The 22,127-nt window shown below is 66.5% G+C and carries 15 protein-coding genes; 12 read left to right on the forward strand and 3 right to left on the reverse strand.

The genetic code is table 11. The features are described from left to right. Positions 1 to 68 precede the first annotated feature (68 nt). A complete protein-coding gene (locus H7A87_RS06660; RefSeq protein ID WP_104650515.1) occupies positions 69 to 1,454 on the reverse strand; it encodes a short-chain fatty acyl-CoA regulator family protein in 1,386 nt (461 codons plus the stop codon). A 123-nt stretch (positions 1,455 to 1,577) separates the two neighbouring features. On the opposite strand from H7A87_RS06660, the gene H7A87_RS06665 reads away from it, so the two are divergent. From H7A87_RS06665 to H7A87_RS06695, 7 genes are all read left to right on the forward strand, one after another. Further along, positions 1,578 to 3,083, forward strand: a complete 1,506-nt coding sequence (locus H7A87_RS06665; protein WP_104585518.1) for a CoA-acylating methylmalonate-semialdehyde dehydrogenase — start codon at positions 1,578 to 1,580, stop codon at positions 3,081 to 3,083. Between the two features lie 10 nt (positions 3,084 to 3,093). Continuing rightward, entirely contained in the window at positions 3,094 to 4,275 is a 1,182-nt protein-coding gene (locus H7A87_RS06670; RefSeq protein ID WP_104650514.1) for an acyl-CoA dehydrogenase family protein, read from the forward strand. Beyond that, positions 4,272 to 5,069 carry an enoyl-CoA hydratase gene (locus tag H7A87_RS06675; protein WP_119128960.1) on the forward strand — a complete coding sequence of 266 codons (798 nt, stop codon included), beginning with the start codon at positions 4,272 to 4,274 and terminating at the stop codon, positions 5,067 to 5,069. Before H7A87_RS06670 ends, H7A87_RS06675 begins: the two co-directional genes overlap by 4 nt. Beyond that, a complete protein-coding gene (locus tag H7A87_RS06680; protein ID WP_180496917.1) occupies positions 5,069 to 6,241 on the forward strand; it encodes an enoyl-CoA hydratase/isomerase family protein in 1,173 nt (390 codons plus the stop codon). The genes H7A87_RS06675 and H7A87_RS06680 overlap by 1 nt, the downstream gene beginning before the upstream one ends. A gap of 173 nt (positions 6,242 to 6,414) precedes the next feature. Beyond that, entirely contained in the window at positions 6,415 to 7,302 is an 888-nt protein-coding gene (gene mmsB, locus H7A87_RS06685) for a 3-hydroxyisobutyrate dehydrogenase (protein ID WP_119128961.1), read from the forward strand. 1,344 nt (positions 7,303 to 8,646) lie between these two features. After that, the gene (locus tag H7A87_RS06690) at positions 8,647 to 9,612 is read left to right on the forward strand and encodes a cation diffusion facilitator family transporter (RefSeq protein ID WP_119128963.1); all 966 of its coding nucleotides are present in this window, start codon (positions 8,647 to 8,649) and stop codon (positions 9,610 to 9,612) included. A 173-nt stretch (positions 9,613 to 9,785) separates the two neighbouring features. Continuing rightward, complete coding sequence (locus H7A87_RS06695) at positions 9,786 to 11,069, forward strand: aspartyl/asparaginyl beta-hydroxylase domain-containing protein (RefSeq protein ID WP_119128964.1); 1,284 nt, start codon at positions 9,786 to 9,788, stop codon at positions 11,067 to 11,069. Between the two features lie 23 nt (positions 11,070 to 11,092). On the opposite strand, the gene H7A87_RS06700 is transcribed toward H7A87_RS06695, so the two are convergent. Further along, positions 11,093 to 12,595, reverse strand: a complete 1,503-nt coding sequence (locus tag H7A87_RS06700; RefSeq protein ID WP_119128965.1) for a sulfotransferase — start codon at positions 12,593 to 12,595, stop codon at positions 11,093 to 11,095. A 162-nt stretch (positions 12,596 to 12,757) separates the two neighbouring features. Here H7A87_RS06700 and H7A87_RS06705 point away from each other — a divergent pair, with 162 nt between their 5' ends. The 3 genes from H7A87_RS06705 (at position 12,758) to H7A87_RS06715 (ending at position 18,076) form a co-directional block, all read left to right on the forward strand. After that, complete coding sequence (locus H7A87_RS06705; RefSeq protein ID WP_119128966.1) at positions 12,758 to 13,216, forward strand: hypothetical protein; 459 nt, start codon at positions 12,758 to 12,760, stop codon at positions 13,214 to 13,216. A 40-nt stretch (positions 13,217 to 13,256) separates the two neighbouring features. Further along, positions 13,257 to 14,840, forward strand: a complete 1,584-nt coding sequence (locus H7A87_RS06710; protein ID WP_119128967.1) for a tetratricopeptide repeat-containing sulfotransferase family protein — start codon at positions 13,257 to 13,259, stop codon at positions 14,838 to 14,840. Between the two features lie 383 nt (positions 14,841 to 15,223). Beyond that, positions 15,224 to 18,076, forward strand: coding sequence for a TonB-dependent receptor (locus H7A87_RS06715; protein ID WP_104650558.1), 2,853 nt, complete (start codon positions 15,224 to 15,226; stop codon positions 18,074 to 18,076). Positions 18,077 to 18,245: 169 nt separating this feature from the next. Here the strand turns inward: H7A87_RS06715 and H7A87_RS06720 are convergent, their stop codons facing one another. Beyond that, complete coding sequence (locus H7A87_RS06720; protein WP_119128968.1) at positions 18,246 to 20,327, reverse strand: 3-hydroxyacyl-CoA dehydrogenase NAD-binding domain-containing protein; 2,082 nt, start codon at positions 20,325 to 20,327, stop codon at positions 18,246 to 18,248. Positions 20,328 to 20,562: 235 nt separating this feature from the next. Here H7A87_RS06720 and rpoE point away from each other — a divergent pair, with 235 nt between their 5' ends. Both rpoE and H7A87_RS06730 read left to right on the forward strand, forming a co-directional pair. After that, on the forward strand, positions 20,563 to 21,183 hold the full coding sequence (gene rpoE / locus H7A87_RS06725) for an RNA polymerase sigma factor RpoE (RefSeq protein WP_119128969.1): 621 nt from the start codon (positions 20,563 to 20,565) through the stop codon (positions 21,181 to 21,183). Further along, positions 21,180 to 22,067 carry a sigma-E factor negative regulatory protein gene (locus tag H7A87_RS06730; protein WP_119128970.1) on the forward strand — a complete coding sequence of 296 codons (888 nt, stop codon included), beginning with the start codon at positions 21,180 to 21,182 and terminating at the stop codon, positions 22,065 to 22,067. Before rpoE ends, H7A87_RS06730 begins: the two co-directional genes overlap by 4 nt. Positions 22,068 to 22,127: the final 60 nt, after the last annotated feature.

Raw genomic sequence — 22,127 nt, forward strand, 5'->3', positions numbered from 1 at the left:
GTTGCGGCCTGAGTTGCAGGCGCCAGGCAATGACGTACCTGATCGATGCGACGGACCCTGGTCCCGGGTCAGCGTGCGCTGGCAGACAACCGCGGCAATGCCGGAAATGCGCGTTGCACGCAGTCGTTGCGTTCGCAGGTCAGGCAGCCGGGGCCGATCGGTACCGCATCGTCCACCGCATCCAGGTCCCAGCCGCGCGCATACACCAGCTGATCGGCATGGCGCAGGTCGCACCCCATCGCCAGCGCAAAGGTCTTGCGCGGGCGGCCATAGCCCGGCGCGCCGCTGCTGACCTGGCGCGCCAGCCAGAAATAGCGCCGGCCATCGGGCATGCGCGCGATCTGGGTGAGGATGCGGTCGGGCTGGTTGAAGGCCTCGTAGACGATCCACAGCGGGCAGGCGCCGCCGACATGCGAGAAATGGAAGTCGGTGGCCGAATGGCGCTTGGACACATTGCCGGCACGATCGACCCGCATGAAGAAGATCGGCAGCCCGGCCGCGCCGCGCCGCTGCAAGGTGCTGAGCCGGTGGCAGACCGCCTCGAAGCCGACGCCGAAGCGGTCGGCCAGCCATTCGATGTCGTAGCGCGAGCGCTGGGCGCTGCGCAGGAATTCGCCGTACGGCATCACCAGGGCGCCAGCGAAATAGTTCGACAAGCCAATGCGCGAGAGTGCAATGCGCTCGGCATCGGCGAAGCCGGCATCGGCGATGCGTGCGTCCAGCAGCGGTGCGCATTCCAGCAAGGCCAGTTGCGCGGCCATCTGGAAGGCCTGCTGGCCGGGGCGCAGATGCGCCGGCAGCCACAGCACGCGCGCCTGCGTATCCACGCTGCGCTTGTCGCTGTGCAGATCGGGCGCGTCCTGCACCAGCAGGCCGTGGCGGTCGGCCAGGCGTTGGCGCAGCCGCAGCGGCAGGTTGTCCGAGGTCAGGCCGAGTTCGGCATATAGCGCCTCGGCGCGCTCATCCAGTTCCGGCAGATAGTTGTGCGCGCGATTGAAGTAGTCGCGCACCTGCTCGCCCGGCGACAGCGAGGGCAGCGCGGCGTGGTCGGCGCCGATCTGTATTTCCAGCGCGGCGTTGCGCTCGAGCAGGTGCTGGTGGGCGCGGTGCAGGTCCAGCAGGGCCTGGGCCACCTGCGGCAGATTGCCGGTGAGCACACGCAGCTCGGCGGCCGACAGGCTGTGGCCCAGGCTGCGCAGCGATTCGTCCAGCGGCTCGACCAGCGCGGCCGGGTCGTCCAGGTCGAGCAGGCCGTCGAGATCGCCCAGGGTGGCCTTGAGCCGTTGCTGGATCGCCAGGGTCAAGGGGCGCTGGTTGCGCTCGATCTGGTTGAGGTAGCTCGGCGACAGGCCGAGCCGGCGCGCCAGCTCGGCCTGGGTCAGGCCGTGGCGCTGGCGCAGCCGTTGCAGGCGCAGGCCGAGCTGGTGACGGAGCGGGAGCTGCGACTGGGGCATTCGCAAGATTCGCAAAAGAGTGGCGGCAGCTTAGCGCGATTAAGCAGTCTCGGGCTGGGAAAGCCAGCTTGCGCTGCGAACAATGCGAAGTATCTGCATTGATCTTCTGCGAGCGAACCTGCAATGAGTGATTCCGTCCCGCGCGTGTCCCTGTTGATCGACGGCCAGTTCGTCACCTCCGCCAGCACCCAGTGGCAGGAGGTGGTCAACCCGGCCGATCAATCCGTGCTGGCGCAGGTGCCGTTCGCCACCACCGGCGAAGTGGACGCGGCGGTGGCTGCGGCCAGCCAGGCCTTCGTGAGCTGGCGCAAGACCCCGATCGGCACGCGTGCGCGCATCTTCCTCAAGTACCAGCAGTTGATCCGCGAGCACCTGCCCGAGCTGGCCGCGTTGCTGAGTGCCGAGCAGGGCAAGACCCTGGCCGATGCCGAGGGCGATGTGTTCCGTGGGCTGGAGGTGGTCGAACACGCCGCGGCGATCGGCAACCTGCAGCTGGGCGAGCTGGCCAACAACGTCGCCAACGGCGTGGACACCTATAGCCTGCTGCAGCCGCTGGGCGTGTGTGCGGGCATCACCCCGTTCAACTTCCCGGCGATGATTCCGTTGTGGATGTTTCCGATGGCCATTGCCACCGGCAACACCTTCGTGCTCAAGCCATCCGAGCAGGACCCGATGGTGACGATGCGGCTGGTGGAACTGGCGCTGGAGGCGGGTATTCCCAAGGGCGTGCTCAATGTCGTGCACGGCGGCGAAGACGTGGTCAACGCGCTGTGCGACCACCCGGATATCAAGGCGCTGTCGTTCGTGGGCTCCACCAAGGTGGGCACGCACGTCTATCAACGCGCCGCGCTGGCAGGCAAGCGCGTGCAATGCATGATGGGTGCGAAGAATCATGCCGTGGTGCTGCCGGACGCCAACCAGGAACAGACGCTCAACGCGATGGTCGGCGCGGCCTTCGGTGCGGCCGGCCAGCGCTGCATGGCGGCCTCCACGCTGGTGCTGGTAGGCGAGGCGCGGCAGTGGATTCCGGCGCTGGTGGCCAAGGCCAAGGGCCTGAAGCTGGGCGCGGGCAATGCGCCGGGCACGGAGGTCGGGCCGCTGATCTCCTGCGCGGCGCGCGCGCGCGTGGAAGGCCTGATCGCCTCCGGCGTGGAGCAGGGCGCCACGCTGGAACTGGATGGTCGCGCGCCCAGCGTGCCGGGGTTCGAGCAAGGCAACTTCGTCGGCCCGACGATCTTTTCCGGGGTCAGACCCGGCATGCGCATCTACGACGAGGAAATCTTCGGCCCGGTGCTGGTGATCCTGGAGGCCGCCACGCTGGATGACGCCATCGCCCTGGTCAATGCCAATCCCAACGGCAATGGCACCGCGTTGTTCACCCAGTCCGGCGCGGCGGCGCGGCGTTTCCAGGAGGACATCGATGTGGGCCAGGTCGGCATCAACGTGCCGATTCCGGTGCCGGTGCCGCTGTTTTCCTTCACCGGCTCGCGTGCCTCCAAGCTCGGCGACCTGGGCCCGTACGGCAAGCAGGTGGTGATGTTCTACACCCAGACCAAGACCGTGACCGCGCGCTGGTTCGACGACGAGACGCTGGGCCACGGCGTCAACACCACCATCTCCCTCAAGTGACCTGATCGCCATGAATGCAGCCATCCAGCTACACGCCAATACGGCCGACTTGAATGACGAGCAGGAAGCGTTCCGCGCCGCTGCGCGCGACTTCGCCGACAAGGAACTCGCCCCGCACGCCGCGCGCTGGGATGCGGAAAGCCACTTCCCGCGCGAGGCCATCGCCAAGGCGGCCGAGCTGGGCTTTTGCGGGCTGTATACCGATGAAGGCGTGGGCGGCCTGGGCATGCGCCGTCTCGATGCTGCGGTGGTGTTCGAAGAACTGGCTACGGTCGATCCGTCCACGTCGGCGTTCATCAGCATCCACAACATGGCCACCTGGTTGATCGCCAGCTACGGTAATGACGCGGTGCGCGCGCAATGGGGCGAGGCGATGACCAGCGGCGTCAAGCTGGGCTCGTACTGCCTGACCGAGCCGGGCGCCGGCTCGGACGCGGCCTCGCTCAAGACCCGCGCACAGCGCGATGGCGACAGCTACGTGCTCAACGGCAGCAAGGCCTTCATTTCCGGCGCGGGCGCCACCGATGTGCTGGTGGTGATGGCCCGCACCGGCGACGACGGCGCCCGTGGCATCAGCGCCTTCGTGGTGCCTGCCGATGCGCCCGGCATCAGCTACGGCCGCAAAGAAGAGAAGATGGGCTGGAACAGCCAGCCCACGCGCGGGGTGAGCTTCGAGAATGTGCGCATTCCGGCCGGCAATCTTCTCGGCAGGGAGGGCGAGGGCTTCAAGATGGCGATGAAGGCGCTGGACGGTGGCCGCATCAATATCGCGGCCTGTTCGTTGGGCGCGGCGCAAGGCGCGCTGGATGCCGCGCGTCGCTACATGGGCGAGCGCCGTCAGTTCGGCAAGAAGCTGGCCGATTTCCAGGCCCTGCAGTTCAAGCTGGCCGACATGGCCACGCAGTTGGTTGCCGCCCGGCAGATGGTGCACACCGCTGCGCGCAAGCTCGATGCCGGCAGCCACGATGCCACCGTGTGGTGCGCGATGGCCAAGCGCTTCGCCACCGATGCCGGTTTTGCGATCTGCGACGATGCCCTGCAGATCCACGGCGGCTACGGCTATATCCGCGAGTATCCGATCGAGCGCCTGCTGCGCGACAGCCGCGTGCACCGTATCCTGGAAGGCACCAACGAGGTGATGCGCATGATCATTGCGCGCCACCTGCTCAATGGCGAGGAGGAACTGCGATGAGCGATTGGGAAACACGCGCGCATACCGGCTTGCAGGTCGAACGCGATGGCCATGTCGCCATCGTCACCTTGCGCAATCCACCGGCCAATACCTGGACCGTGCACAGCCTTGCGGCCTTGCGCGATCTGGTGCACGCGCTGGATGCGGACCGCAGCATCTACGCGCTGGTGATCACCGGCGACGGCGAGAAGTTCTTCAGCGCCGGCGCCGATCTCAAGCAGTTTGCCGATGGCGACAAGGCCAATGCGCGCGCCGCGGCGCGGCGGTTCGGCGAAGCCTTCGAAGCGCTGAGCGCGTTTCGCGGCGTGTCGATCGCGGCCATCAACGGCTATGCGATGGGCGGTGGCCTGGAGTGCGCACTGGCCTGCGATCTGCGCATCGCCGAGCAACACGCGCAACTGGCCTTGCCGGAAGCCAGCGTCGGGTTGCTGCCGTGCGCCGGCGGTACCCAGAACCTGCCGCGCCTGGTTGGCGAGGGCTGGGCCAAGCGCATGATCCTGCTCGGCGAACGTCTGGATGCCGCCACTGCACAGCGGATCGGCCTGGTGGAAGAGGTGGTCGGCAAGGGCGAGTCACGTGCGCATGCCATCGCCTGGGCACAGCGCGCCGGCAAGCAGAGTCCGGCCAGTGTCGCAGCGTGCAAGCGCCTGGTGCAGTCCACCCGCCATGGCACCCATGCCGCCGCGCTGGTGGCAGAGCGCGAGGCCTTCGTCGACCTGTTCGAGCAGCCCGATCAGGCCGAGGGAGTGGCAGCCTTTCTGGAAAAGCGCGCACCGCAGTGGAGCAATGGCTGATGCTGGATGTGCGCCCAACCGAAGACGCGCCGGTGCTGTTCGAGCAACGTCATTGCGCCGACGGGCACCGCATCGGCATCGCCACCCTGAATGCGCCCAGGACGCTCAACGGCCTGTCGTTGCAGATGACGCGCCTGCTGGATGCGCAGCTGCGCGCCTGGGCCGACGATGCGCAAATTGCCTGCGTGGTGTTGCGTGGCGCAGGCGAGAAAGCGTTCTGCGCGGGCGGCGACCTGCATGGTCTGTACCAGAGCATGCGTGCGCATCGCGAGGCGGTGCCGGATGCGCAGGAGCGTCGCGCGCAGCCGCAAGCCAATGCGCATGCCGCTGCGTTCTTCGAAGAGGAATATCGGCTCGACCATCGCATCCACACCTATCCCAAGCCGCTGCTGTGCTGGGGCCACGGCATCGTGATGGGCGGCGGCATCGGCTTGATGTCCGGCGCCAGCCATCGCGTGGTCACCGAGCGCTCGCGGCTGGCGATGCCGGAGATCAGTGTCGGCCTGTTTCCCGATGTCGGTGGCAGCTGGTTGCTGCGCCGGGTGCCGCACGCTGCCGGGTTGTTTCTGGCACTGACCGGTGCGCCGCTGGATGCCAGCGATGCCATCTACGCCGGGCTTGCGGATGTCCGGCTGGAGCATGCGCAATACGGGCCAGTGCTGGAAGCCTTGAGCGCACATGCCTGGACAGGCGATGCAGACGAGGATCGCGCCCAGCTCGGCGCGTTCCTGCACGGGATTGCGCAACCGCTGGAGCCGGGCCCACTGCAGGTGCATGCGGCCTTGATCGCGCAATTGGTGGCAGGCCGGACGCTACAGGAGGTGGTCGCTGCAATCCTGGCACTGCAAAGCGAGGACGCCTGGCTGCAGGCCGCGCGCGCAACGCTGGCAGCCGGTGCCCCCGGCTCGGCGCGACTGGCCTGGGAGCTGCACCATCATCCGGAAACCGGCACGTTGGCGGAGACATTTCGCACCGAGTACGTAGTGGCGCTGCATGCGGCCGCCCACGGCGATTTTGCCGAAGGCATTCGCGCGCTGTTGATCGACAAGGACCGCACGCCACAGTGGCAGCCTGCCGAACTGGAACAGGCCGATGCGCAATGGGCGGCTGCATTCCTGCAATCGCCCTGGCCACCTGCGCGGCATCCGCTTGCCGATCTTGGTGCAGGTTGAGTCGCTGACACGCCGCTGCGAACGGTCTTTGGCGGATGCGGACAATGAGCCGCATCCGCACTGCAGGACCAATGTATGCCATTGCGCCCGTTTGCCGCGCGGCGCCGCGGCCGGGCACACCATTCAACGGCCGCGCCAATCGGTGATGGCCACCCAACCCTGGAAACCACACCATGAGCAAGATCGCTTTTATCGGCCTGGGCAACATGGGCGGGCCGATGGCCGCCAACCTGAGCAAGGCCGGGCACCAGCTGCGGGTGTTCGATCTGGTGCCTGCCGCGCTGGACGCCGCGGTCGCCGCCGGCGCGCATGCCGCCAGCTCCGCGCACGACACCCTGGCCGACGCCGAGATCGTGATCTCGATGCTGCCGGCCAGCCGCCATGTCGAAGCGCTGTACCTGGGCGAGGCCGGCATCCTGGCGCAGATTCCTGCCGCTGCCCTGGTGATCGAGTGCAGCACCATCGCACCGGCCAGCGCACGCAAGCTGGCCGCCCAGGCGCAGGCGCATGGCCTGGCGATGCTGGATGCGCCGGTGTCCGGCGGTACCGCTGGCGCGGCGGCCGGCAGCCTGACGTTTATCGTCGGTGGCGCTGCAGAGGTGCTGGAGCGTGCGCGGCCGGTGTTGCAGGCGATGGGCAAGAACATCTTCCACGTCGGCGATAACGGCGCCGGCCAGGTCGCCAAGCTATGCAACAACATGGCACTGGGCGTGATCATGGCCGCCACCGGCGAGGCGCTGGCGCTCGGCGTTGCACAGGGCCTGGACCCGGCGGTGCTGTCGCAGATGATGGCGGTCAGCACCGGGCGCAGCTGGGCCACCGAAGTCTGCAATCCGTGGCCGGGCGTGCTGCCCAACGCGCCGGCATCGCGCGGTTACAGCGGTGGATTCGGCAACGATCTGATGCTCAAGGACCTGGGGCTGGTCGCCGAATCCGCAGTGCAGGCGGGAGTGTCGATTCCGCTCGGCGAGCTGGCGCGCAATCTGTATGCGATGAACAGCCAGGCCGGCAACGGTGCGCTGGATTTTTCCAGCGTGATCAAGCTGGTGGCCAAGGTTTGAGAGCGGCTGACAAAGCGTCTACGCTGGTGCGGTGTCCTTGCCGGTTGCGGGACCGTGTGGTGGCATGGATGCCGCCACCGAGCCCCCAGGAATGGGTTTACGGCGTGCCCCGCGAGCGATGAGGGCGCCGCGCCCACGACGTTGCGAGTTTGCTGCAGGGCCCTTGCCCGCCCACCATCGCGGGACACGCCGCAAGTACGTCCCTGTAGGCTCCGGCGCGGCATCCATGCCGCTCAGGGTCCCGCGACGGTGAGCGGGCAAGGGCCAGTGGAGAGGGTCGGTGTGCATGGAAGAGCAGTGCTGGATGTGCCTTGCTTGATCATGAGGCATCGACTCCAGGTCTGATGCACACCGCACGACAGGCAGCTTTTCAGATGAGCGTCGACCAACTGTCTGGTGCGGTGTCCTCGCCGGTTGCGGGACCGTGTGGCGGCATGGATGCCGCCACCGAGCCCCCAGGGATGGGTTCACGGCGTGTCCCGCGAGCGGTGAGGGCACCGCGCCCTCGACGCTGCTAGCTGGCTGCACGGCCCTTGCCCGCCCACCATCGCGGGACACGCCGCAAGTACGTCCATGTAGGCTCCGGCGCGGCATCCATGCCGCTCAGGGTCCCGCGACGGTGGGCAGGCAAGGACCAGTCGAGATGGTCGGTATGCATGGGAAGAGCAGCGCTGGAAGCGCCTCGTTTGATCATGAGCAGCGGCTCCACGTCTGATGCACACCGCACGACAGACGGCTTTCAGATGAGCGCCGACCAACTGTCTGGTGCGGTGTCCTTGCCGGTTGCGGGACCGTGTGGCGGCATGGATGCCGCCACCGAGCCCCCAGGGACGGGTTTACGGCGTGTCCCGCGAGCGGTGAGGGCACCGCGCACTCGACGCTGTGGTTTTGCCGCAGGGCCCTTGCCCGCCCACCATCGCGGGACACGCCGCAAGTACCTCCTTGTAGGCTCTTACGCGGCATCCATGCCGCGTAAGGTCCCGCGACGGTGGGCGGGCAAGGACCAGTCACGATGGTCGGTACGCATGGTTGCAAGTAGGGGCAGGCAGTGCATGCAGCGCAGCTGTCCGATGAGGTACGGTCTGATCAGCCTCTTTCTATCCGAGCAATCTCACTGCCAATACGACATCACTCCACACGCTAACGAAAGCGAGGGTGGCCGATGCGTTGCCGCCATCGCTGCGGCGTTCGAGAGGTTCTGTTGGCCGCTCCAAATTGCTGCCCGGCCTGGGCAACAAGGCGCAGCACCACGCCCACGTGATGTGATGTCATCACGCCCGGGTGTAATAGTCTCCGCCATCGCGTGCGCCTAAGGTGCGCGCATCGCACGAGGCTACCGCATCCATGGGACACGACCACAACCACGCACCCAGCGAAATCCGCCACGAGACACCGCTATGGTGGGCGCTGGGGCTCACCGCCACGTTCCTGTTGGCGGAAGTCATTGGTGCGTTCATCACCAACAGCCTGGCGCTGTTGTCTGACGCCGCACATATGGCCACCGACACCGTGGGCCTGATGATCGCCCTGCTTGCCGTGCGCCTGAGCCGTCGCCCTGCCGATGCGCGCCGCACCTATGGCTATGTGCGGCTGGAAGCGCTCGGCGCGCTGGCGAACGGTGCACTGCTGTTTGCGGTCGGCGCTTACATCCTGTGGGAGGCCGCGCAGCGCTTTCGCGCACCGCAGGATATTTCCTCCAGCGGCATGTTGCTGATCGCCGGCTTCGGCCTGGTGATCAATCTGATCGCCATGAAGCTGCTGCACGCCGGCAGCGGCGAGAGCCTGAACGTCAAGGGCGCCTACCTGGAAGTCTGGAGCGACATGCTCGGCTCGGTGGCGGTGATCGTCGGCGCGCTGCTGATCCGCTGGACCGGCTGGCAGTGGATCGACCCGGTGCTGGCCGTGCTGATCGGCCTGTGGGTGCTGCCGCGCACCTGGGTGCTGCTGCGCGAGGCGATCAACGTGCTGCTGGAAGGCGTGCCCAAAGGCATCGATCTGCCGCAGGTGCAGCAGGCGCTGGCCAGCTACCCCGGCGTCGAGGACGTACACGACCTGCACGTCTGGGCACTGGCCTCCAGCACGCCTGCGCTCACCGCACACGTGGTGGTCGGCGAAACCATCGACCGCGACCGCCTGCGCGACGCCCTCGCCGAGCTGCTGCACGCGCGCTTCGAGATCTCCCATGTCACCTTGCAGGTGGAGAGCGGCGACTGCGGCACCGAGCCGTGTGGCACGCCACCGGCCACGCAAGGCCCTGCGCACGACGATCATCGTGGTCACGCGCATTCGCATGGCGGCCACGCGCACTGACACGGACCGCACGCCAGTGGGCTGTCGCCTGGTTGGCGCTGGCGTGGCGTGACGTTGCCTGGAACAGCACGTAGCCGGGCCACCCTGTCCGGTTGTGGGGAGGCCAATCGCGCCATCGCGCCGCCGCCCAGGCCGTATGATCGAGCCGGGAAGATTGAGAGGCCGGCGGCGCGATGGCGGTACAGATCGAACAACGCAACCAACGCATCGCCGCGCTGATCGCCGAGGCGGGCGCTGCGGCTTCGGCCGGGCATTGGCAGCAGGCCGAGCAGCTGTGGGCACAGGTGCGCCAGTTGGCGCCGGCGCATCCGCAGGCCTTGTACAGCCTGGGCGTGCACGCCTACCAGCGTGGCGATGCAATAGCGGCGCTGGACTACCTGGCCGGCGCACGCGCAAGCAGCCCGGGCGATCCGATGATCGTGCTGACCATTGCAGTGGTGAAGCAGTCGCAAGGCGATGTGGATGGCGAATGGCAGGCCATCAGCGCGGCCTTGGCGCTGGATGCGTATTTCCTGCCGGGGTTGCTGGCAAAGGCCGCGTTTCTGCAGGCGCGCGGCCGTCCGCGTGCCGCCGCCGGCGTCTATCGCGACGCGCTGAAGGTTGCGCCACCCGAGCCGCAATGGCCTGCGGTTCTGCGTCGCAAGCTTGCCCTGGCCACGCAGGCGGTGGAGCAGGACACGCTTGAGCTCGAGGCGCAATTGCGCGCCGTCCTGGACACGCCCGGCGTCGCTGTGGACGCCGCGCTCGCGGGACGCTGGGCGGAAGCGGCCGCGATCGCATGTGGACGCAGCCGCCCGTTCCACTCCCAATCCAACCGCCTGTACGTACCGCGACTGCCCGCCCTGCCGTTTCATCCGCCGGAGGCGTTTCCGTGGATCGCTGCAGTACAGCGTCAGACCGAGGCGATTGCGCAGGAACTGCGCGCCGTCATGGACGCGGACAAGGGCGGCTTTGCGCCGTATATCGCCTACGCGCCGGACCAGCCGGTCAATCAGTGGAAGGACCTCAACCATTCGCCGGCCTGGAGTTCCTATCCGCTGTGGGCGCATGGCCAGCCGGTGGAGGAACATCTGCGGCAGTGCCCGGCAACCGCCGCCGCGTTGGCATTGGTCGATGCGGCACGGATCGATGGCGTATGCCCAAACGCGATGTTCTCGGTGCTGGCGCCGCAGACGGTCATTCCACCGCACCACGGCGAGACCAACGCACGTCTGGTGGCACATCTGCCGTTGATCGTGCCCGACGGCTGCAGCTTCCGGGTCGGTTACGACTGGCGGCAGTGGGAGGTCGGCAAGGTGCTGGTGTTCGACGACTCGATCGAACACGAGGCGCGCAACCAGAGCGCGCAGCTGCGCGCGGTGCTGATCTTCGATGTCTGGAACCCCCTGCTGAGCCAGGAGGAGCGGCAGATGGTCAACGCCATGGAAACAACGATTGCCCGCCACCGTGCCGGATGAGGGGGGGGCGGTCGCCGGCCGGTTCAGTCCGCAGGTGAGATGCCGAACCGGGCAAGCGTGGCGCGCAGGGGAGCGAGCTGAGCGGCGTAGGGCTTCCAGCGTCCGGACGCATCGCCATGCAGGGGCTGGCGCACCTGCCAGTAGCTGGCTGTCTTGACGGCGCCAGGCGCCTTGTGGAACTCCAGGCAGTCCGGTTCCCAGGGCAACTGCAGGAAGTCCAGCAATGCGCGCAAGGTGGGCTCCGGCGCGGCGACGAAGGCGTCATAGTCGAAGGTGTGGATGCTGTCGGGATATAGCGACAGCCAATGCTCCATCAGTCGCTGGTAGGCGGCAAGAAAATGCCCGATGTCCTCCAGCCGGCCCGCATAGTCAAAGCGTTGCGGATTGAGCTGCTGCAGGAAGAGCGACAGCCCGTTGTCCAGCGGATGGCGGCGCGTGTGCACGATCCTGGCAGCCGGAAAGAGCTGTTTGATCAGTCCGATCAGCTGAAAGTTGTCCTGGCGCTTGTCGGTGATGTAGCGCAGTTGCGCATGCTGGGGAACGGCTGCCGCCACACGTTGACGATATGCCGCGGCCAGCTGCGCCAGCGTATGTGGGGACAGCTGCTGCGCGGCCTGCGGGAACGGCGACAACGACTGCGCAACCAGTCGCGGCAGCGCATCCAGTTCACCGCCGGCGGCAATGCACGGGTGGCGCGACAAGGCCTGTTCGAGCAATGTGGAGCCGGAGCGGAACATGCCGCAGATAAACAGGGCCGGCACCGTGTTTTCTCCAGCAGCCATGGGGGGTGGCTGTTGCGCGTCCCTTGCGTTGGCAAATACCGCGGCAATGCTGTCGAAATGCTGCTGCGTGCGGATCGGATCGTAACGCCTTGCATGGGCGTGGCCATGCCGGTTGGCGGCACTGGCCGCATCGAATGCCTGGTTGTGCAGGCCGAGGCGATCGTAGGCATGGGCCAACGCGTGCAGCAGCGTGGCCGTCAATGCAGGGTCCTGCCCTGCGACCGAGCTGGCCTGCTCGAGTTCGAGCAGGCGTGGGTCCTGCGCCTGCGTCGGAGGATCCAGATGCAGCAGACGTGCGCTGGCTTGCAACTGCAGCGTCCGTGTCCGGGCGTCGCCGGGAGGACTGGCGAGCAGTCGGCGATAGGCGGCGACCGCTTGGTCGCGTGCGCCCAGCTCTTCGTGCAGGTTGCCCAGATTGAGCAAGGCCGGGGCGTAGTCCGGCCGACACTGCAGTGCCAGGTCGAGCTCCTCCAGCGCGGCCGCATCCTGGTGGAGATGGTCGCTCAGCAGCGCGGCGCGATTGAGGTGGATCTGTTCCGGCAGTGCAGCGCCGTACTGCAGTGCCTGCGCGTACGCATCCAGCGCAGCGGATGCTTCGCCGGTCCGGCGCAGCAGATATCCCAGGTTGTACCAGGCATCGGCGCAGCCGGGCCGGGCCTGCAGGATGGCTCGATAGGCGGCGATCGCCTGCGGCAGATGACCGTGTTGCAGTAAGCGTGCGGCGTGCTGCAAGGACAGGTCCAAGGCGTTTTCCAGGCAGTCTTGCCGCGGGTCGGGGGACCTGCAGCTTAGGCGGCGCCGGCGGTGCGTTCAATCCGCCCGGTGGCGAGACAATGAGGGTCGGCCTTTCCTGCGCCTGCCGGTTGGCTTGTATGCTCTGCTGCAGTCGAGCAGTGAGATGCGCACATGCACAAACCGGTGGTGGTGGGTCTGACAGTCCTGAGCTGTGCTTGGGCGGCATCGGCGCAGGACGTGCCGACGCATCGCTGCGCTGCAGTCCTCGATCCATTGCCGCGGCTGGCCTGTTATGACGCCAGTTTTCCGCCAACCCAGGCCGTACGGGCGGCGGAGGCGGACAGGGGAGTCAGGGCATTCGGCCGCAGTCCCCAACAGGCCTCTGCAACAACGGCTGCGCAGCAATCATCGCCTGCGCAACTCACGGCCAAGGTGTTCGCGGTGGCGTATCAGCCAGACGGTACGCGCATCGTGTCGCTGGACAGTCGTCAGCGTTGGGCACTGACAGAAGCCACCAGCCGCGGTCCGTTGGCCGAAGGCGAAGTCGTGGTGATTCGCAAGGCCGCGATGGGAAGCTACATGCTGGTGACCGCTGCCGGGGTGGCGCTACGCGCCCGCCGCATCGACTAGCCGGGCCGCCGATGGCATCGCAACCAACAGAAGAGAACGCATGACTGAAGGACAGCTGCGCGCAGTGCTGCACGACGGGTATCACCTGCTGCGTCAGGGACGTTATGGCCAGGCAGTTGCGTTGGCCGACCGCGCCTGCGCCGACCAGCCTGACAATGCGCATCTGCTGGAACTTGCCAGCGAGGCCCGGTTGGCCAATGGCGATCCGCAAGCCGCGGTCGACCGCATCGCGCGGGCGGCGGCGGTTGCGGCGTCACCGGTGCCGCTCTTGATCAAGTACGCCAGCTTGCTGCTGCAGCTGCGTCGCCGCCGCGAGGCCCGCCTTGTCGCCGGTCAGGCGCAGGCACTGGCCGGCGCCGACGGTGCGGCGTGGTGGCGGATCGGCGCGTTGTACAGCGGCTGCCACGAGGTGGCGGCCGCCCGTGACGCGTATCGGCATGCGATGACATGGCTGGGAGAACAGCCGGGCCTGCTGTACGACCTTGCCACCATGCAGTTCTTTGGCGGCGAGTTCGATGCCGCTGAGGTCACCCTGGAGCGGCTGCTGCAACTGGCACCCGAGACCGGCGATGCCTTGTACCTGCGCGCCACGCTCCGGCGTCAGACCGGGCAGCACAATCATCTGGACGACCTGCGTCACCGCTTGACCACGCTATCGGACCCTTCCGCCAGGGCGGCAGGCCTGTACGCCTTGAGCAAGGAGCTGGAGGATCTGGGCCGGCATGCGGAATCGTTCGAGACGTTGACCGCCGCAGCGGCCTGCAAGCGCAAGACACTGCAGTACGACGTTGCCGCCGAGTGTGCGCATATCGCCCAGGTACGGGAGGCGTACGCCCCGGATGCCTTGCGGGCACTGCAGCCGGGTGATGCGGGCGAGGGTGCGGTCTTCATCGTCGGCTTGCCGCGCTCAGGCACCACCTTGCTGGAGCGCCTGCTGATCCAGCGCGGCGGTGCGCGCTCGGCCGGGGAGTTGATGGATTTCGGTGCGCTGCTGGGCAGTGCGACATCCGGCGTACTGGCGACCAATCCCGGATTGACCGCCGCCCAGGCATCGCTGCAGATCGATTTTGCTGCGCTCGGCGAAGAGTATCTGCGCGGTGCCCGTGAGTTGGTGCACGACCATCCGGTAGTCATCGACAAGATGCCGGTCAATTACCTCTACTGCGGCATGATTGCCACTGCGCTGCCACGCGCACGCATCATCCATCTGGTGCGCGATCCGCTGGACACGTGCTATGCGATGTACAAGACCTTGTTCTACAACGCCTATCCGTTCTCGTATGCGCTCGATGAGCTCGCTGATTACTACCTGGCCTATCAGCAGACCATGCGTCACTGGCATGCGGTACTGCCCGGCGGCATTCTCGACGTGCATTACGAAGAGCTGGTACGCGATACCGAGCATCAGATCTCGCAGGTGCTGAGCTGGTGCGGGCTGACGAGCAGTGAAACCATCACCGGGCTGGAGAATGTGCCATTCGTGACCGCGAGTGCGGCGCAGGTGCGCGGCGATGTCCATCAACGGTCGGTGCATAGCTCGCGGCGGCACCTGGACGGGCTCATGCCGTTGTTGAAGCGGCTCCGGGCAGCGGATGTGGCCTTGCCCGGCGTCGAAGTGGCCTAAGGATTTCTCGCTGGCCGACCACGCGTTTCGGTATTTCACCGGAATGAGCCGGCGGCGCGCGAACACCGAACGAGCGTACGCGGCGAAATCGTGCCTCGGGAAGGGGGGGCGCGTCAAAAGTGCTTTTTTTCGTGATTCCCGCACCCTTTTGGGGCTTCGCCGCACCGATTCGGAGCATTTCTGAATGGCGCTTTAATTCTCTTCAACGTGGTCTTAACATCGGGTTGGCAACGTTTTTTTCGGGCGCTCTTTCGCCCGGCCGTTAGCCAGTGTGGAAGCGCGGTTTGACGCGCTTGCCAATGACGTCGCAGCACGTGCCGGCATTGCATCAGATGCCGACGCAGTGCGTTGCGCTTACCCGTTCGAACTTCTCGGAGAGAGAGATGAGATTGAAGACCACCAAGCTGCGCGACGCCATCCGGGTATCGCTCACCGCGGGCGCCGCGGCGTTGGCCCTGTCCGGAACCGTGATGGCGCAGGAGCAGCCCGCGAGCGAACTCAAGAGCCTGGACACGGTCAGTGTCACCGGTACGCGCATCAAGAGCCAGACGATGACTGCCTCCAGTCCGGTGGCCGAGATCAACAAGGAAGAATTCCAGTACACCGGCTCGACCAAGGTCGAAGATCTGATCAATCAGTATCCACAGCTTTCGGCGAGCTTCGACAACTTCGCCAACAATGGCTCGCAAGGGTATGCGACCGTCGACCTGCGCGGACTGGGCGCGCAGCGTACCTTGACCTTGGTCAACGGCAGGCGCATTCCCAAGGGCATCGGCGAGAGTCCGGATATCAGCATCATCCCGGCCGCGCTGGTGCGTCGCGTGGACATCCTCACCGGCGGCGCCTCGGCGGTGTATGGCTCGGATGCCGTTGCCGGCGTGGTCAATTTCGTGCTCGACGACGAGTTCGAAGGGGTCAGCGTCGACATGGGCTACAACGCCTACCAGCATGACAACGGCAATACGTTGATGCGCGGTCTGATGGACGATGCCGGTTACGATTACCCGACCGGAAACTCCGGTTTCGACGGCATCTCCCGCAACGTGGACCTGGCCATCGGCGGCAGCTTCGGCGAAGCGGGGCATGCCACCGCATGGGCCACCTGGCGCGAGAACGATCCCCTGCTGCAGGGCCAGCGCGATTACTCCGCCTGCGCATTGAGTAACAGCGGCACCGCGTGCGGCGGGTCTGCCACTGCAGATCCGGCCAACTTCTACGTCGTCGCTCCGTCTGCAGGTGCCTTTTACGTGCAGCCTTCGGCCGGCGGAACCTGGTCGCAGGTCGCATCCCCGAATCTCTACAACTTCGCGCCGCTGAATTACTACCAGCGTCCGGATACGCGCTACACGGCCGGCACCAACATCAAGTACGAGGTCAACGAGCACTTCAAGCCCTATCTTGAAACCCTGTTCGTCAACCGCAAAAGTTCGACGCAGATCGCGCCGTCGGGTGCGTTTTTCACCGACCTCAACGTCAACTGCGCCACCTCGGTGATCGGCAGCCTGTGCAACGATGTCGGCATCACCGACGATGAGTTCACCGTCTATGTGGCCAAGCGCAACGTCGAAGGCGGCCCGCGCATCACCGACTCGGATACCAACAGTTTCAGCATCACCGCCGGTGCCCAGGGCGATATCAACGACAACTGGTCCTACGACGCGTCCTTCACCTACAACCGCAGCACGACCAAGTCCGAGAACATCAATGACTTCGTGACCACCCGTGTACGCGATGCGCTGCTGGGCTGCCAGCCGGGGGCGTTCGATGGCTGCGTGCCCTACAGCGTGTGGACCGACAGTGTCACCGCCGCAGAGGCGCAAGCGCTGCAGGGGGTTGGTATCGTCAATTACGAAACCTCGATGCGCGTGTTCAACGCCTACGTGACCGGCAATTTCGGCTACAGCCTGCCGTGGGCCGGGGATAATCCGATCAGCGTCGTCGGCGGCGTGGAAACGCGTACCGAAACCTTCAAGCGGGTGGCCGACAGCAACATGCAGACCGGCAACTTCACCGGTCTGGGCGGCCCGACCTCCAATGTCTCCGGCGACATCGGCGTCAAGGAACTGTTCCTGGAGGGCGCGGTGCCGCTGGTGGCGCAGGCCGGCAGCCTGGATCATCTCGACATGCAGCTTGGCTATCGCTACTCGGACTACGACATCTCCGGTGGCGTCAGCACCTACAAGGCCGGTCTGGGCGCGACATTCGCCGATGGCAAGTACCACCTGCGCGCCGGCTGGAATCGTGCAATCCGCGCGCCGAACGTCACCGAGCTATATAACGAAAATACGATCGGACTGTGGAGCGGCAGCGACCCATGCGCCGGTGCCAATCCGGTCTTTACCCAGGCCCAGTGCGCCAATACTGGCGTGACGGCGGCGCAGTACGGCCGCGTTGCGGCAAACCCGGCGGGCCAGTACAACGAGATCGGCGGTGGTAATACGACACTGCAGCCGGAAACGGCCAACACCTGGACCGTCGGTTTTGCTGCCAGCCCCATCAAGGGGCTCGATCTGAGCGTGGATTACTACGACATCAAGATCGACGACGCCATCCGTGCCATCGGTTCCTCCAACATCCTGACCGCATGCGGCGTGACCGGTAACGCGGATATCTGCAGCCGCGTCCGCCGCAATGCCACCACAGGCGACCTGTTCCGCGGCAGCGACCCGGACGTCTCCGGCCTGATCTTCAATTCCCAGGATAATTTTGGGTCGTTGCATTTCCAGGGCGTGGATCTGACCGCGTCGTACGCGTGGAGCGTCGGCCCCGGGCGCCTGACCGCCTCGATGATGGGCAGCTACGCCATCAAGCAGGAATACGAGCCTGTTCCGGGCGTGCAGGAAGTGACCTACGACTGCGCGGGCGTGGTGAACGTGGCCTGCAACAGTGCCGAATGGCGGCATGTGCTGAGCACGCGCTACAGTTTCGACCGCTACACCGTCAGCCTGCGCTGGCGCTATATCGGCGAGCTGGATTACCAGAACACCGACGGGACCCGTGGCACAACCGACGTACGCCTGGTGAACCAGGACAACAAGGTGTCGGCGTACAACTACTTCGACCTCTCCGGTTCGATGCAGCTGGGCGATTACGTCACCTGGACCTTGGGCATCAACAACATCGCCGACAAGGAGCCGCCGCTGGTGGGTGGCAGCCTGACATTCAACGGCAACTCGCTCGCCGGTTACGACCAGGCGGGTCGTTACTTCTTCACCAGTGTGGGCCTGCGTTTCTGAGTCGCCTTGCGAATTGGTAAAAAAACAACGGCGAGCCTTGGCTCGCCGTTGTTTTTGATTGCCTGCATCTGGTGGCAATGGTGTGCCGCGCTGCAACCTTCTGAGCACCACCGTGGCCGAGTGCATGGCGCTTGGGTATCTTGCCGAGTTCTAAGGCCGCGTCAACGCGTTACGCCACCGGCTCACGCAACAACGGCGACTCCCAGCCCGGGCGCGGTGCGAAACGCTCGCCATGGCGCGCCTGCAGAGCCAGCAGGCGTTCCAGCAACGCGTCGGCGCCGACACTGCGGATATGCTGGATCGGGCCGCCTCGGAACGGCGCAAAGCCGGTGCCGAAGATCACACCCGCATCGAGCAGGTCCGCATCGGCCACCACGCCGTCGTGCAGGCAGGCGACCGCTTCGTTGAGCAACGGCAGGATCAGGCGATCTTCCAGGTCTGCCGGCACCGCGTAGCCGCTGGCCACCTCGGGCTTGACCGCGCGGCCGTTCTCCCACTTGTACAAGCCCTGGCCGTCCTTCTTGCCGCGCTTGCCCGGCTCCACGGTGGCCAGTGCCGCGGGAATCGGCAGGTGCAGGAAGGGCGCGAGCTCTGCGCCCACACCGGCGGCGACATCCAGCCCCACCGTATCGATCAGTTCGATCGGCCCCATCGGCATGCCGAACTTGACCGCCGTCTTGTCCAGCACCGGGCCCGGCACGCCCTCGGCATACGCGGTGGCCGCTTCGAGCAGGTACGGGAACAGCACGCGATTGACCAGGAAGCCCGGTGTGCCGGCCACCGGTACCGGGAACTTGTCCAGCGCCTTGCAGAATGCCGCCAGGCGCGCGACGTTGGCCGGATCCAGCCCGTCGTGCTGCACGATTTCCACCAGCGGCATCATGGACACCGGATTGAAGTAGTGCAGGCCGGCAAATTGCGCCGGGCGCTGGAGATGGCCGCGCAACTCGGTCAACGGAATCGACGAGGTATTGGTGGTCAGCAATGCATCTGGCTTGAGCTGTGGCTCGACGGACTGGTACAGCTCGCGCTTGGCCTGCGGGTTCTCGATGATCGCTTCGATCACCAGGTCCGCCTGCGCCACGCCCGCACCGGCCAGGTCGCCGCGCAGGCGCGCGGCCACTGCCGGCCGCTTGGCCTCGTCCTTGACGCGCTTGGCGAACAACTCGCCGCCACGGCCCAGTGCGGTGTCGATGAAGCGCTGTTCGCGATCCTGCAGCGTCACCTCGAAGCCCTTGTAGGCAGCCCAGGCCGCGATATCGCCGCCCATCACGCCGGCACCGACCACATGCACATGGCGAATCGGGGGCAAGGCCGCAGCGCCGGCGTCCTTGCCGCCCAGCGCCTTCAGGCGCTCGGTGAGAAAGAAGATGCGGATCAGGTTGCGTGCGGTCGGCGTACTGGCAAGCTTGACCACCGCCTTGCGCTCGGCCGCCAGGCGCGCCTGGATGCCGCTGCCGCCGGCACGTTCCCACACGTTGATCAAGGCGTAGGGCGCCGGGTAATGCTCCTTGCGCGCCTTGCGTGCGACCTGCTTGCGCATCTGCGGCGCCAGCAACTTGCGCGCGAGCAGGGTATTGGTGGCCCATGCGGTGGCGCGCTGCTTGAACGGACGTTTGCTGCCGGTGAGCGCCAGCGCGGCGGCGACATCGACCAGCACCGCCGGCGCGGCGACCTTGTCGACCAGGCCCATGGCGCGTGCGGCCTTGGCCGCGACGGTGCGGCCGGTCAGCATCAAATCCATCGCTGCCGGCGCACCGATCAGGCGCGGCAGGCGGGCGCTGCCGCCCCAGCCGGGAAAGATGCCGAGCTTGGTTTCCGGCAGGCCGATGCGCGTGCCGGCATCGTCGGAGGCCACGCGATACCGGCACGCCAGCGCGATCTCGGTGCCGCCACCCATGCAGAATCCGTGAATCGCCGCGACCGTGGGGCAGGGCAGCTCGGCCAGCTTCTGAAAGACGTTCTGGCCGCGGTGGATCGCATCGTTGACGGTGCCCTTGCGGTCGAACTCCTGGAATTCCTTCAGGTCGGCGCCGGCGATGAAGCCGTTGGGCTTGCCCGAGCGCAGCACCACGCCCTTGGGCGGGTCCAGCGCCAGGCGTTCGACCAGCGCGCCCAGTTCGAGCAGCACCTCCTGCGAAAATGCGTTGACCGGTGCGCCCTGGCGATCAAGGCTGAGCACGACCACGCCGTCCTCGCGCAGGTCGGCCTGCCAATGGCTGAATCGGAGCCCGTCGAAACCTGGAAGCATGCGTCTGGCCGTCCGGAGATATAAGGAAAGGTCGTTATCATCCAGAGGTTGTTTCCTTCACGTCAAATACCCATACCTGTCGGCAGGGCGACGCGCGCCTGGTGCGAGGCGTCGCCAGTGGCGCATCGGTGCAGCTAGCCTGTTGCGCGACGATCGTACGGATCGGTATGAACTTTTCCCTTCAATGGTTGTCTCATTGCCCGACTTCGGTGGGCTGACAGGAGTGCGGCCCGACATGGCCGAAGTCGATACACCTCAGGAGCTTGACCTGGAACTGGTCCGGCGTGTGCAGCGCGGCGACAGCGCAGCGTTCGATGTGCTGGTGCGCAAATACCAGCACCGCATCGTTGCGTTGATCGGGCGCTACATCGCCGACTGGAGCGAATGCCAGGACGTGGCCCAGGATACGTTTGTGCGCGCCTACCGGGCGATCAACAGTTTCCGCGGCGACTCGCAGTTCTATACCTGGCTACACCGCATTGCCGTCAACACTGCCAAGAACCATCTGGTTGCGCACAACCGCCGTCCGCCCACCGACGATATCGAGATCAGCGATGCCGAACAGTTCGATGGTGCCACCCGCTTGCGCGACACCGACACCCCGGAGCGTGAACTGATGCGACAGGAGCTGGAACAAACGGTGATGCGCGCGGTCCAAGCCCTGCCGGAAGAGCTCCGGTCGGCCATCACCCTGCGCGAGGTGGATGGGCTGAGCTACGACGAAATCGCGCGAAAGATGGATTGCCCGATCGGAACGGTGCGCTCGCGCATCTTCCGGGCGCGCGAGGCCATCGACATCGAGCTGCGGCCTCTGCTGGAGACCGAAAGCGCTACCCGTGAGCGACACCGTGTATGAGCCATAACCCTGCCATGTCCACTACCGACAAGTTCGAGCGTCACTACCGCCAGCAGCTGTCTGCGCTGGTGGATGGCGAATTGAGCGCCGACGAGTCGCGCTTTTTGCTGCGCCGCCTGGCCCACGACGAAGAACTGGCCGGCTGCCACGAACGCTGGCAGCTGTGCGGCGATGTGCTGCGTGGTGCGGCGAGCGCGCCGGCACCGCTGGATTTTGCCGCGCGCGTGCGCAGTGCCATCGCCGATGAGCCGGTGCCGCAGGCGCAGCCATCCACGCGTCCGGCGGCGCGCTGGCGCTGGGGTGGTGGCGCGGCGATTGCGGCATCGGTCGCGGCGATCGCCTTGTTCATGGCGCGCGAGCGTCTGCCGGAGACCGCAGCGCCTGCCACGCAGGTCCCGGTGTTCGCCACCGTGGCGCAGCTGCCCGCCACCGCGCAGGCTCCCACCACGCCCGTGGCGCCGAAGGGGCCGGCCGAGCCTGGCCCGGCCGCCCCCGACGAGGTCGCCGCGCTGGCCGCAGCGGTGCCGGCTGCCGCGCTGGCATCCACGCGCCGTGGCGCGGCCACGCGCAACCAACAGGTCGCCCGCAGCGTCGCGGCGCGGCAGCAGCAGGCGCCAGCCCGCGCGCTGGCATCCGCTGCTCCCGCCTCGGCGGCCGCCACGGCCGTTGCGGCGCCATCGAATCCGTTCACGCATCCGGATACCACCCTGCAGGCGCGCCCGTGGCCGCGTGCGGCGCTGTCCGGTGCCGGCGACAGTCCGCTCAATGCCAGCTTCCGCCAAGGCGGCCAAGGCACCGCGTTCTATCCGTTCGAGCCCGCGCCGCAGGGTGTTGCCAGCCCTGCGCCAAGCCGGCCGCTGCCGGTGCAGCCGCCGCAGGATTGATACCGCCACCGCTCTTCATCCGTTCGGCGCTTCCTCTTCCGTTATCGTGCCGGACCCCTG

The sequence above is a fragment of the Xanthomonas sp. CPBF 426 genome (genome assembly GCF_903989465.1).
Taxonomy (GTDB): Bacteria; Pseudomonadota; Gammaproteobacteria; order Xanthomonadales; family Xanthomonadaceae; genus Xanthomonas; species Xanthomonas euroxanthea.